We start from the raw sequence: 12,996 nt of genomic DNA on the forward strand, positions 1-12,996 counted from the left end.
GCCGGGAGCCTCACCAGTCCGCCGGCCCCGCGCTCCCCGCCTCGTACTCCTCGAGCGGCGTCTCGCCCGCGGCCCACGCGTTCAGCACCGGAGTGACGATGCGCCAGCACTGCTCGGCGATGTCGCCCCGCACCGACAGCAGCCGGTCGTGCGCCAGGATGCCCGCCAGCACCTGCCCGTAGGCATCGAGCTCGGCCTCCCCGGGCCGCGCCTCGAGCCGCACCCGCTCGAGCCGGTCGGTGTCGTCGGCGCTGTTGACGAACAGGTCGAGGTCGACGTCGCCATTCAGGAGCGACATCCGCAGCACGGTGCCCTCGCCCGCGTCGGCGCCGCCGAGACCCTCCGGGGGAACCGACGGCCGGAAGTGCACCGCGACCTCGGCGCGCGGCGAGCCGATCGCCTTGCCCGAGCGCAGCACGAACGGCACGCCGGCCCAGCGCGGGGTGTCGACCTGCAGCAGCAGCTGCGCGAGGGTCTCGATGCCGTTGGCGGGATCGACGTCGTCCTCGTCGACGTACGAGGGGAAGAACCGGCCGTCGACGCGGCCCTCCGTGTAGCGGGCGCGGCGGGCGGTGTGCGGATCGTCGCGCCAGAGCCGCACGGCGCCGAGCACCTCGGCCATCCGGTCGTGCACGTCGTCGGCCGTGATGCGGTCGGGCCGTTCGAGCGTGGTCAGCGCGAGCACCATCGGCAGGTGGCTCTGCAGCATGTCGCGCAGAGCGCCCGTGGAGTCGTAGAACGCGGCCCGGCCCTCGAGCCCGAGCTCCTCGTCGAAGACGATCTCGACCTTCTCGATCTCGTCGGCGCTCCAGCCCGACTCGAGCAGACGGTTGCCGAAGCGGAGCCCGAGCATGCCGAGCACGGTGGCGTTGCCGAGGAAGTGGTCGATGCGCCAGAGCCGGTCCTCGGGGATGACGGTGGCCAGCGCCTCGTTCAGCGCGCGGGCGTCGTCGAGGTCCTCGCCGAAGGGCTTCTCGATCGCCACGACGAGGTCGTCGGGCAGCTCGAGCTGCGCGAGCGACTCGGCGACGGCGTGCCCCATCGCGGGCGGCAGGGCCACGTAGAGCACGGGGGAGGACGGGCAGGCGTCGAGCAGGGCCTTCAGCTGCTCGGGGTCGGAGGCGTCGGTCGCCACGAAGCGCGCCGCCTTCGACAGGGCGTCGACGGTGGCCGGCGCGATCTCGGCCGCCTCGAGGCTGCGGCGCACCAGGCCCTGCCACTCCTCGTCGCTCTGCGGCGTGCGGGCGGCACCGATCAGGGTGATCTCGAGCCCGCCGGCGAGCTCCGCGACCTTCCCCAACCCGGGCAGCAGCAGCCGCTCGGTGAGGTCGCCGCCGGCGCCGAGGATGGCGATGCTCCGCGGCTCGCGGCCGAGCGACTCGGCGTCGGGGATTCCGGGCTGATCCGACATGGCTGACTCCTCGCTGATGCGGCCCGTGCAGCCGCTCCGAGCGCGACCCTACCCGGCCTTTCTGGCCATGGCCCGCCCCGGCCCGCCCGCGGCCGGCCCGCTTCCGCGCCGCACCCACCATGCGTCACACTGGCACCACCACGGCCGGCAGGAGGCCGACCACCAAGGAGGACCCATGTCGTTCCAGGCCTACCTCGACACCGTCGAGAAGAAGACCGGCCTCACCCCCCGCGAGCTCGTCGCCCAGGCGACCGAGCGCGGCTTCGGCCCGGACACCAAGGCGGGCCCCATCCTCGCCTGGCTCGCCGAGGACTACGGCCTCGGCCGCGGTCACGGCATGGCCATGGTGCACGTCATCACCAAGGGCGATCGCATCGCGTCGAAGCACGTCGGCTCCGGCACCGCTCACAGCGATCCGAACGACCACCTCTGGCTCGACGGTGTCGCCACCAAGCCCGAGGGCTACTGACCCAGCCGGGTTGAATCGTTATACCGGAAAGAAGTCCGCGCTTGACAGCGATCCCCGGCGTTCTTATGGTGGTCACTTGAAGCGCTTCAATTACGAAGGCTCGCACTTCAAGGAGGAATTGTGACCACAGCACGCACCGCTCGTCTCCGCCGCTCCCTCGTCCCCATGGTCGCGCTGGCCGGTGCCGGCGCCCTGGTTCTGACGGGATGCTCGGCGGGAGGCGGAGGCTCAGAGGGTTCCGGCGACGGAGCCTCCGAGTTCACCTACCTGTCCCTCACCGAGAACACCGCGGTGGCCGACATCCTGACCGGTCTCAGCACCGGCGCCTGCAAGGCCGAGAACGACGCCCTGCCGCTGAAGATCACGAACCAGCCGCAGGCGAGCTTCGACCAGCAGCTCCAGCTGCTCGCCGGCCAGGACGCCCTGCCCACGATCTTCGCCGCCGGCAACACCCCGCAGCTCGCCAAGGACCTCAACGACAACGGCCAGCTGCTCGACATCCAGAGCACCTTCGACGACCTCGGTGTCTCCGACGACCTCCTGCCCGCCGCGACCTCGACCATCGAGAGCCTCTACGGTTCGGTGATCGCCCTGCCGACGGAGTTCAATGTCGAGGGCCTCTGGTACAACAAGCAGATCCTCGAGCAGAACGGCATCACCCCGCCCACCACGTGGGACGAGCTGACCGACGCCGCCGCGACCCTGAAGGCCGCCGGCGTGCAGCCGTTCTCGGCTTCGGGCGAACAGGGCTGGCCGCTGACCCGCCTCGTCGGCAACTACTTGTTCCGCACGATCGGGCCGGATGCGCTGCAGAAGGTCGCCGACGGCGACGCGAAGCTCACCGACCCCGAGTACGTCGAGGCCGCCGCCGCCGTGGCGGAGCTGGGCTCCGAGGGCTACTTCGGCGAGGGCGTCGGATCGATCGACTACGACACCTCGCTGAACACCTTCACCACCGGCAAGGCCGCGTTCCTCTACATGGGCAGCTGGGCGCTCAGCGCCTTCAACGCCGACACGAACGAGATCGGCGCCGACAACATCGGCTTCGTGGCGTTCCCCGACGTCGCCGGCGGCGAGGGCTCGAACGCCCAGCTCGCCGCCAACGTGGGTGTGCCGATCGCGGTGTCGAAGAAGGCCTACAACGACAAGGTCGGCGCGTGGCTGAGCTGCATCGCGGACAACTACGGCGCGGCGTCGCTGGGCGACCAGGGTGTGCTGAGCGGCTTCACGGTGAACGACGACGCGGTCGAGGTGCCGCCGCTGACCGCGGAGCTGCAGACCACGATCGACGAGTCCAGCGACAGCGTGCTCTGGTTCGAGGCGCTGTTCGACGCGCAGGCCACCACGACCAGCCAGACCAACGCGGCCCAGCTGGTCACCGGCGCCATCACCCCCGAGCAGTTCATGGAGCTGGTGCAGGCCGACCTCGGCAACTGACCCCGCTGACCGGGCCGGCATTCCGACCGGCCCGGCCCGGTCGATCCACCCGGCGGCGGAGCGAGCCCTGCTCCGCCGCCCTCACCCAGAAGGCCCACCATGAACAACGTCTTCGGCAACAAACGCGCCGTGCTCGTCTTCGTCGGACCGGCGCTGCTGATCTACACCGTGATCATGCTCGTGCCGGTGCTCTGGTCGCTCGGCTACACGCTCTTCACCGGCAGTGTCATCACCGGGTTCGAGTTCTCCGGCCTCGACAACTTCGCGAAGCTGTTCAGCGATCCCAAGGTCGGCGAGGCGCTGCTCTTCACGCTGAAGTACGCCGTGATCCTCACGGTCGGGCAGGTGCTGGTGGGCTACGCCCTCTCCCTCCTCTACGTCTTCTGGCTGCGCAAGGCCTCGAGCCTCGTGCGCACGCTCGTCTTCTTCCCCATCGTGCTGCCCACCGTCGCGGTCTCGCTGCTGTTCCAGAAGATGTTCGAGGTCGCCCCGCAGAACGGCATCGTCAACGAGTTCATCAACTTCTTCGGGCTTCCCTCCGTGGACTGGTTCGGCTCGCCCGACACCGCGTTCCTCGTGCTCGTGATCATGGACATCTGGCGCTCGATGGGCTTCTACGCCGTGCTCCTGTACGCCGGTCTCCTCGACATCCCCGAGGAGGTGATGGAGTCGGCCCGCCTCGACGGCGCCGGCGGCTGGACCCTGATCCGCCGCATCGTCATCCCGATGTCGCTGCCGGTGCTGCTCTCCTCGATCATCTTCAGCATCAACGGCACGCTCAAGGTGTTCGACTCGGTGCTCGCCCTGACCAACGGCGGGCCGGGATCCTCGACCACCCCGCTGACCCTGCTGATGTTCCGCACGGCCTTCAGCTACGGCGACTACGGCTACGGCAGCACCATCGCGCTGCTGCTCACCGTGATCTGCCTGCTGGTCACGATCTTCATCTTCCGCTCGTCACGACGTGACCTGACCAAGGGCTGATCCCATGACCACCACCGCCTCCGCCCCCGGCCGCCCGACGTCGGCGAAGCCCGGCCGCCCGCTGCGCATCCGTCGCCGGATGACCCCGCGCCGTGCCGGCAGCATCGCCCTGAAGACCCTCGTCATCGGCTTCCTGCTCGCCATCACCGTGCTGCCGCTGATCTGGCTGCTGCTCGGGTCGCTGAAGACCCAGACCGAATGGCTGAACAGCCCGTCGTGGGCGCTGCCCGAGAACTTCCTCAACTTCGAGAACTACCAGGTGGCCTGGGTCGACGGCGACATCGGCCGGTACATCCTGAACAGCGCGCTCGCGACGTTCCCGTCGCTCGCCCTGATCGTCGTGCTCGGCGTCGCCGCGGGCTTCGCACTCGAGGTGCTGATCTGGAGGGGTCGCGGCGGCGTGCTGCTGCTCTTCCTCGCCGGCATCATGGTGCCCGGGCAGATGATCCTGCTGCCGCTGTTCTCGGCCTACTTCCAGACCCACCTGACGGGAACGATCTGGCCGCTCATCCTGACCTACACGGCCACGGGTCTGCCGCTGACCGTGTTCATGATGGCCACCTACTTCCGCGCCGTGCCGCGTGAGATCTTCGAGGCCGCCGCGATCGACGGGGCGAGCATCTACCGCTCCTTCCTCTCGATCGGCTTCCCGATGGTGCGGAACGCCGTCTTCACGGTCGCCCTCGTGCAGTTCTTCTTCATCTGGAACGACCTGCTGATCGCCCTGACCTTCACGAGCGTGGGCGACTTCCAGACCATCCAGGTGGGCCTGCTCAACTTCACCGGTCAGTTCGGCCAGGTGCAGTACGGCCCGACCTTCGCGGCGATCTGCATCAACGTGGTCGGCATCCTCGTGCTCTACCTGTTCCTGAACCAGCGGGTCATGCGCGGCCTCACCGCCGGCTCCGTGAAGGGCTGACGTGACCCGCCTCGACGATTCCCCCGCGGGGGCCCGGATGCTCGACCGCGCCCACCCGCCGGCCGCCCCCGTGGTCATCCGCGTCTCGGCCGAGCACCTCGACGTGCCGTTCGGCCTCGGCACGGCCGTTCCCCGCCTGAGCTGGCAGACCGAGGCGGCGCCCACCTGGAGCCAGCACGGCTACGAGCTGAGCGTGTGGCGCGAGGGTGTCGGCGAGGAGCGGTTCGCCGTCGACTCAGCCGAGCAGCTACTCGTGCGCTGGCCGGCTGCGCCCCTGCGCTCGCGCGAGATGGTCACCGTGGCGGTGCGCGTGATCGGCGCCGACGGTGCGGCCTCCGACTGGTCGGCACCGCTGACGCTCGAGGCCGGGCTCCTCGATCCGCTCGACTGGACCGCGACCGGCATCCAGCCGCCCTGGCCGGAGGACCACTCCGACGACGACCGCCGGCCGCCGCTGTTCCGTCGGGAGTTCGAGCTCGCCGAGGCACCCCGCCGAGCCCGCCTGCACGTCACGGCCCACGGCCTGACGGAGCTCGAGATCAACGGGCGACGCGTCGGCGACGACATCCTCGCCCCCGGCTGGACCGTCTATCAGGACCGCCTGCGCACCCTCAGCTACGACGTCACCGACCATCTCACCGCCGGCGGGAACGCGATCGGCGCATGGATGGCCGACGGCTGGTGGCGCGGACGCTACGGCTTCGACGGCGGCACGCTGAACATCTACGGCACCGACATCGCCCTGCTCGCGCAGCTCGAGATCGAGCGGGCCGACGGCACGGTCGAGGTGATCGGCACGGGAACCGACTGGGTCGCGCATCCGTCGCCCATCGTCAAGTCGAGCCTCTACACGGGCGAGACCTTCGACGCGACGCTGGTGCCGCACGGGTGGACCAAGCCCGGCTTCGACGACTCGGCGTGGCAGCCCGCCAAGGTCGCCGAGTTCGCCCCCGGCACCTTCGTGGCCGCCGAGGGCCCGCCGGTGCGCTGCACCGAGGAGCTCGCGCCGGTGTCCGTGCGGCGCACCGAGCGCGGCTCGGTCGTGCTCGACTTCGGCCAGAACTTCTCGGGGCGCCTGCGCGTGCGCGCCGCTACCGGGGTCGGGGAGCGGCTCGTGCTGCGGCACGCGGAGGTGCTGCAGGACGGCGAGCTCTACACGCGCACCCTGCGCGACGCGACTTCGGTCGACGAGTACCGCGGGTCGACGGGCGCGATCGACTGGGAGCCGCGGTTCACGATCCACGGCTTCCGCTACGCCGAGATCGAGGGCTACGATGGCCCGCTCGACGAGCTCGACGTGGTGGGCCGGGTCTACCACTCCGACATGCGGCGCACCGGCTGGCTGAGCACCTCGCACGAGGGGCTGAACCGGCTGCACGAGAACATCCGCTGGAGCATGCGCAGCAACTTCGTCGACATCCCGATGGACTGCCCGCAGCGCGACGAGCGGCTCGGCTGGACCGGCGACATCCAGGTGTTCGCACCCACTGCGAGCTACCTCTACGACTGCTCGGGCCTGCTCAGCAGCTGGCTGCGCGACCTCTCGGCCGAGCAGGAGCGGTTCGGCACGGTGCCCTGGTACGTGCCGGTCATCCCCGGGGCACCGATGTGGACGCCGATCCAGCCGGCCGCCGTCTGGGGCGACGCCGCCGTGCTCACTCCCTGGGCGCTCTGGCGGGCCTTCGCCGATCGCGAGCTGCTCGCGCGGCAGTACCCGAGCGCCTCGGCCTGGGTCGACCAGGTCACCCGGCTCGCCGGCCCGTCGCGGCTCTGGAACACGGGCATGCAGCTCGGCGACTGGCTCGACCCGAACGCGCCGCCGGACGACCCGGCGCTCGCCGTCACCGATCCGTACCTCGTGGCCACGGCGTACTTCGCCTGGTCGGCCGAGACGCTCTCGCAGACGGCCGCCGCCCTGGGGCTGACCGCCGATGCCGAGCGCTACCACCGCCTGCACCTCGAGATCGCCGACGCCTTCACGGCCGAGTGGGGCGGCGCCGACCGGCCGCTGGATCAGCAGACGCAGACCGCGCTGGCACTCGCCGTGCGCTTCGGGCTGCTCCGCGACCCGGCCCGCCGCCAGGAGGCGGGCGACGCGCTGGCGCGGCTGGTGCGGGACGGCGGACACCGGGTCGGAGCCGGCTTCGCGGGCGTGAACCTGCTGAGCGACGCCCTCACCGAGACGGGTCACGCGGACACCGCCTTCGCGCTGCTGCTCGAGCACCGGAGCCCCTCGTGGCTGTCGATGGTCGACAAGGGCGCCACCACGACCTGGGAGCGCTGGGACAGCCTGCTCGACGACCTCACGGTGAATCCCGGCAGCATGACGTCGTTCAACCACTACGCGCTGGGCTCGGTCGCCGACTGGATGCACCGGGTGATCGGCGGCATCGAGGCGACCTCGGCCGGGTACCGCACGGTGCGGATCGCTCCGCGTCCGGGGCCGCTCGAGCGCGCATCCGCTCGTCTCGAATCGGGCTACGGGCCGATCACGACCGAGTGGTCGGTGCAGGGGGAGGAGTTCTCCCTGCTCGTGCACCTGCCCACCGGCGTGACCGGGGCCGTCGAGCTGCCGGACGGCACGGTGACCGAGGTGGGTCCGGGCGACCACGCGTTCCGGGCGAGCGTCGAGGCGGTGTCGGGCGTAGCGTGACGAAGGCGCCGATCCGGCGTCCGCCGAGGTCCGTCGAGGACAGCTGGGATCACGCGCCATGTCGAAGAAGAAACCCCGCCCGCAGGTCGAGCGCATCCGCAAGGACCTCTACGAGGCGGAGCTGGAGCGGCTGCAGATCGAGCTGGTGACCATGCAGCGCTGGGTGATCGAGACCGGCGCCCGCGTGGTCGTGCTCTTCGAGGGCCGCGACGCCGCGGGCAAGGGCGGCGCGATCAAGCGCATCGTGCAGTACCTCAACCCCCGCTCGGCCCGGGTCGTGGCGCTGCCGACGCCCAGCGAGCAGGAGAAGGGGCAGTGGTACTTCCAGCGCTACATCGAGCACCTGCCCACCACGGGCGAGATCGTGCTGATGGACCGCTCCTGGTACAACCGCGCCGGCGTCGAGCGCGTGATGGGCTACTGCACCCCTGAGCAGTACCGCCTGTTCCTGCGTCAGACCCCGGTGTTCGAGCGGATGCTCGTGGAGGACGGCATCATCCTGATCAAGTACTGGTTCTCGGTCTCCGACGACGTGCAGGAGGACCGGTTCCGCTCGCGGCTGGACGACCCGATGCGCCGCTGGAAGCTCTCGGACACGGATCTGCAGTCGATCACCCGCTGGGAGGACTACTCGCGGGCGAAGGACGAGATGTTCGAGGCCACCGACCACGCGGACGCGCCCTGGTGGACCATCGAGAGCGACGACAAGCGGGCCGCGCGACTGAACGCGATCAACCACCTGCTGTCCCGCATCCCCTACGAGCACCGCGAGCCCGAGCCGATCGACATCCCCGGGCGACCCGTGTCGGACTCGTACGAGCGGCCGGCGCGCGAGCGGTTCCAGTACGTGCCCGACCACGCGCACACGCTGGGCTGACGCGGGGCTGCGCGCTAGCGCCGCACCGAGCTCGCGCGGGCGATGAGGGCCGGTGCCAGCACGACGTGCTCGTGCTCGTGGCCCTCGTCGGCGACCTCGCTCCAGAGCAGGCGGGCGCCGATCTCGCCCATCTCTCGCCCGGGCTGGGCGATGGTGGAGATCGGGATGGCGCTCTCGCGCACGGCGCTGTTGTTGTCGTAGCCGATCACCGCGAGGTCGTCGGGGATGCGCAGCGCCGCCGAGAGCGTCTGCACGAGCCCGAGGGCCAGCAGGTCGGAGGCGGCGAAGACGCCGTCGGGCCGCTCCTCGGGCGCGCGGTCCAGGATGATCGAGCCGGCCGCCCGGCCCTCGGGGGCGTTGACCGCGCCCACGATGATCTCCTCGAGCGTGACGCCGCCGTTCGTCTCGGCCACCGCGCGCTCGGCCCCGAGCCGGCGCTCGAGGAGCGGCTCGAGCCGGTCGGGCCCGCCCACGAAGGCGAGGCGCCGGCGGCCCTCGTCGATCAGGTGGCGGGCGGCGAGGTAGCCGCCCTGGAAGTTGTCGACCACGATCGAGCAGCCCTCGTCGATCGGCACGGCGACGTTCAGCAGCAGCACCGGGCGGCCGTGGCCGCGCAGGCGGTGGGCGCTCTCGGGTGCCGCCTCGAACGGGGCGAGCAGGATGCCCGCGAAGCGCGCCTGGTCGAACAGGTCGAGGTAGGTCTCCTGCTTGGCGTAGTCGTTGTCGCTGTTGGCGAGCAGGAGGGTCATGCCGTTCGCGGCCGCGCCCTCCTCGGCGCCCCGGGCGATGTCGACGAAGAACGAGTTGCCGATGTCGGTGACGACCAGGCCGAGGGTGGTGCTGCGGCCCATCGCGAGCGAGCGGGCCTGGTTGTTGCGCACGAAGCCGAGCTCGTCGATCGCCGTGTGCACCCGCTTCAGCGTGGCCTCGGCCACCTTGTCGGGGTGGTTGAGCACGTTCGACACCGTGCCGAGGGCGACGCCGGCGCGCGCCGCCACGTCGCTCATGCTCGGCATGCTCCTGCTGGTCGACATCGTTCTCCGCGACTGAAGTTCGGGGTGCAGCCGGAGCTCCGCTCCGGGCTCCAGCCAGCTTAGGGAATTTCCCGTCGACTCCTGTTGACACACGCTGACCCGCCGCCTACTTTAACTTGAAGCGCTTCAATACGGCGCCCACAACACCTCTAGTCACATTGGAGTGGCATGAATTCATCGAAGAGATCGAGGCGTGGACTGCTGGCCGGGGGGCTCGCGCTGGCGCTGGCCGCGGGCGGTTCGGCCCTGGCGGCGGGGCCGGCATCAGCTGCCGACGCGACGGCCGGAGCGACTGCCGGCACGGCAGCGGCGTCAGGAGTGACGGCGGCACGAGCATCCGTCGACCTGGCCGAGTGCCCCTGGATGGACACCGCCCTCGGCGCCGACGAGCGCGCCCGGCTGCTGCTGGACGCGAGCTCGCTCGGCCAGAAGTACCGCTGGCTGAACGAGCAGGCGGCGAACACGCCCCGGCAGACCGAGTTCAGCGGGGTCTCGTACCCGGAGCAGGTGGGCTGCACCCCGACGATCGTCTACACCGACGGCCCCGACGGCGTGCGCTTCACCGAAGGGGTCACCGCGTTCCCCGCCCAGATCGCGCTCGCCTCGAGCTGGAACGCCGACCTCGCCTTCGACAAGGGCGCCGCCCAGGCCGCCGAGGCGTGGGACACGGGCAAGGCCGGCGTGCTCGGCCCCGGAATCGCCAGTGGCCGCACCCCGCTCTCGGGCCGCACCGCCGAGTACCTCGGCGAGGACCCGCTGCTCAGCGGCACCCTCGGCGCCGCGAACACCCGCGGGCTCGAGGAGGGCGACCCCGAGAAGCCGACCCTCGCCGTGCTCAAGCACTACGTGGGCAACGAGCAGGAGGAGGCCCGCCAGACGAGCTCGTCGAACCTCGACGAGCGCACGCTGAAAGAGGCCTACGACCTGCCCTTCGAGATCCTCGTCGACGGCGGGGCGCCGGCCGGCGTGATGTGCTCGTACAACCAGATCAACGGCGTGTACGGCTGCGAGAACCCGCTGCTGAACACCGATCTGCGGGCTCAGCTCGGCTTCGACGGCTACGTCGTGTCCGACTTCGGGGCCGTTCACAGCACAGCGGATGCGCTGAACGCCGGTCTCGACCAGGAACTGAACCGTCCCATCCACTACACGCCCGCGCTGCTCGACGCGGCGATCGCCGACGGCTCCCTCTCCGAGGCCACCGTCGACACCGCCGCGTACACCGTGGTGAAGTCGTACATCGGCGCTGGACTGTTCGACAAGCCGGCGCCCGAGACTCCCGTGGAGGACGCCTCGACGCCCGAGCACAAGGCGCTCGCGCGGAGCATCGCCGAGGAGGGCTCGGTGCTGCTGAAGAACGACGGCCTGCTGCCGCTCGACGCCTCCGACGGCTCCACCATCGCGCTGATCGGCCCGACGGTGTCGAACACCCCGACGAACGGCATCAGCGCCTCGTCGGTCTGCAGCATGTCGTGGCGCTTCGGCAGCCCCAACACGCTGGCCTGCGAGGACGTGGTCGCGCCCGACACGGCGTTCGCTTCCCGTGCTGCGGAGGCGGGAGCATCCGTCGTCGTGTCGAACGGAGCCGACCCGGCGGCCGCTGCGGCGACCGCGGCCTCGGCGGACGTGGCGATCGTGTTCGGCTACTACCGCTCGGGCGAGTTCAGCGACATCCCGGGCCTCGGGCTCGCCGACGGCGGGGACGACCTGATCGCGGCCGTCGCCGCCGCGAACCCGAACACGGTCGTCGTGCTCGAGACCGGCAGTGCCACCGACATGCCCTGGCTCGACCAGGTCGACGGCGTGCTGCAGGCCTGGTACCCCGGTGAGCAGCAGGGCCCCGCGCTCGCGTCGCTGCTCTGGGGTGACACGAACCCCTCGGGCAAGCTGCCGATGACCTTCCCGAAGTCGCTCGCCGACACCCCGACCTCCACCCCGGAGCAGTACCCGGGCGTCGTCGATGCGTCCGGAATCACGCAGGTCGACTACAGCGAGGGCCTCGCGATCGGGCACAAGTGGTACGACGAGCAGGGCATCGACCCGCTGTTCGAGTTCGGGCACGGGCTGTCGTACACCTCGTTCGGCTACTCCGACCTCGAGCTGTCGACCACGGTCTCGGGCGGCACGGTCTCGACCACCGCGTCGTTCACCGTGACGAACACCGGGTCGGTGGCGGGCACGGAGGTGCCGCAGGTGTACCTCACGCTGCCGTCGTCGGCGGAAGCGCCGGGCAAGCGGCTGGTCGGCTACGAGCGGGTCGCCCTCGAGCCCGGCGCCTCCCAGCGGGTCACGACGACGATCTCGTCGGAGTCGGCCGACCACCCGTTCTCGATCTGGGACGTGAACGCGGACGCGTGGGAGGTCGTCGACGGCGGCTTCACCGTGTCGGTCGGGTCGTCGTCGCGCGAGCTGCCCCTCACGGGCTCGGTCGTGGTCGACACCGCCGGCACCGCGCCGGTCGTCTCGGTGGCGACCTCGCCCTCGGCGCCCGACGGCGCGGCGGGCTGGTTCGTCTCGCCCGTCACGGTCACGGCCACCGCGGTCGACGACGTCGACCCGGCTCCGGTCGTCTCGACGAACCTCGACGGGGCCGGTTGGGTCGACGGCGGCACGGTCACGGTCTCTACCGACGGGGCGCATTCCCTCGAGGTGCGGGCGACGGATGCGGCGGGCACCGTCTCGCCCTCCACGAGCGTCTTGCTCCCGGTCGACCGCACCGCGCCCACCGTCTCGGCGTCGGCCGACCGCTCGGCGGGTGCGATCGTGCTGGCGGCCACGGACGCTGCCTCCGGCGTCGCCTCGGTCGAGTGGGCCGTCGCGGCCGACGCGCCCTCGTGGCAGGCGTACACCGGGCCGGTGCCGGTCGCGTCGGCGGGGGAGCGGATCGTCTTCCGCGCCACCGATGTGGCGGGGCTGGTGAGCTCGGTGGGGACGTTCGACTACGCGGCGGCCGGGCCGTCGCCGTCGCCCACTCCGTCCTCGTCGCCCTCCGCCTCGCCGGCGCCGGGTGCCGGGTCGTCGCCGGCGGGCGGGCTCGCCTCCACGGGCCTCGCGGCCGGTGGTATCGCCGCCCTCGCGCTGCTCCTCGTGGCAGGCGGCGCGGTGACGGTGCTCGTGCGCCGGCGCGGCGCGCGGAACGCGGGCTGACGCAGCCGGTGGCTCGTCCCCGACGGCCCTTCCCCTCACGGGGGAGGGCCGTCGGTCATTCTCCG

General features: G+C 71.1%; 9 protein-coding genes. 7 read left to right on the forward strand and 2 right to left on the reverse strand.

The window, feature by feature from the left end; genetic code table 11:
* Positions 1–10: 10 nt before the first annotated feature.
* Positions 11–1,411: a glucose-6-phosphate dehydrogenase gene (locus tag HQQ85_RS14400; protein WP_173183224.1), complete on the reverse strand. Its 1,401-nt coding sequence runs from the start codon at positions 1,409–1,411 to the stop codon at positions 11–13.
* A gap of 175 nt (positions 1,412–1,586) precedes the next feature.
* On the opposite strand from HQQ85_RS14400, the gene HQQ85_RS14405 reads away from it, so the two are divergent.
* From HQQ85_RS14405 to ppk2, 6 genes are all read left to right on the forward strand, one after another.
* Positions 1,587–1,880, forward strand: a complete 294-nt coding sequence (locus HQQ85_RS14405; protein ID WP_173183225.1) for a DUF4287 domain-containing protein — start codon at positions 1,587–1,589, stop codon at positions 1,878–1,880.
* 120 nt (positions 1,881–2,000) lie between these two features.
* Positions 2,001–3,317, forward strand: a complete 1,317-nt coding sequence (locus HQQ85_RS14410) for an ABC transporter substrate-binding protein (protein ID WP_371741915.1) — start codon at positions 2,001–2,003, stop codon at positions 3,315–3,317.
* A gap of 99 nt (positions 3,318–3,416) precedes the next feature.
* Positions 3,417–4,301 (forward strand): carbohydrate ABC transporter permease, encoded by an 885-nt coding sequence (locus HQQ85_RS14415; protein WP_173183226.1) that lies wholly within the window; start codon positions 3,417–3,419, stop codon positions 4,299–4,301.
* 4 nt (positions 4,302–4,305) lie between these two features.
* A complete protein-coding gene (locus HQQ85_RS14420; protein WP_173183227.1) occupies positions 4,306–5,220 on the forward strand; it encodes a carbohydrate ABC transporter permease in 915 nt (304 codons plus the stop codon).
* A 1-nt stretch (position 5,221) separates the two neighbouring features.
* A complete protein-coding gene (locus tag HQQ85_RS14425; RefSeq protein ID WP_216851758.1) occupies positions 5,222–7,873 on the forward strand; it encodes an alpha-L-rhamnosidase in 2,652 nt (883 codons plus the stop codon).
* 58 nt (positions 7,874–7,931) lie between these two features.
* A complete protein-coding gene (gene ppk2, locus HQQ85_RS14430; protein WP_173183228.1) occupies positions 7,932–8,750 on the forward strand; it encodes a polyphosphate kinase 2 in 819 nt (272 codons plus the stop codon).
* 14 nt (positions 8,751–8,764) lie between these two features.
* Here the strand turns inward: ppk2 and HQQ85_RS14435 are convergent, their stop codons facing one another.
* Positions 8,765–9,757, reverse strand: a complete 993-nt coding sequence (locus HQQ85_RS14435) for a LacI family DNA-binding transcriptional regulator (protein WP_173183229.1) — start codon at positions 9,755–9,757, stop codon at positions 8,765–8,767.
* 195 nt (positions 9,758–9,952) lie between these two features.
* On the opposite strand from HQQ85_RS14435, the gene HQQ85_RS14440 reads away from it, so the two are divergent.
* Complete coding sequence (locus HQQ85_RS14440; RefSeq protein WP_216851759.1) at positions 9,953–12,931, forward strand: glycoside hydrolase family 3 C-terminal domain-containing protein; 2,979 nt, start codon at positions 9,953–9,955, stop codon at positions 12,929–12,931.
* The last annotated feature ends 65 nt before the right edge of the window (positions 12,932–12,996 follow it).

The sequence above is a fragment of the Herbiconiux sp. VKM Ac-2851 genome, from assembly GCF_013205105.1.
GTDB classification, from domain to species: domain Bacteria; phylum Actinomycetota; class Actinomycetes; order Actinomycetales; family Microbacteriaceae; genus Herbiconiux; species Herbiconiux flava.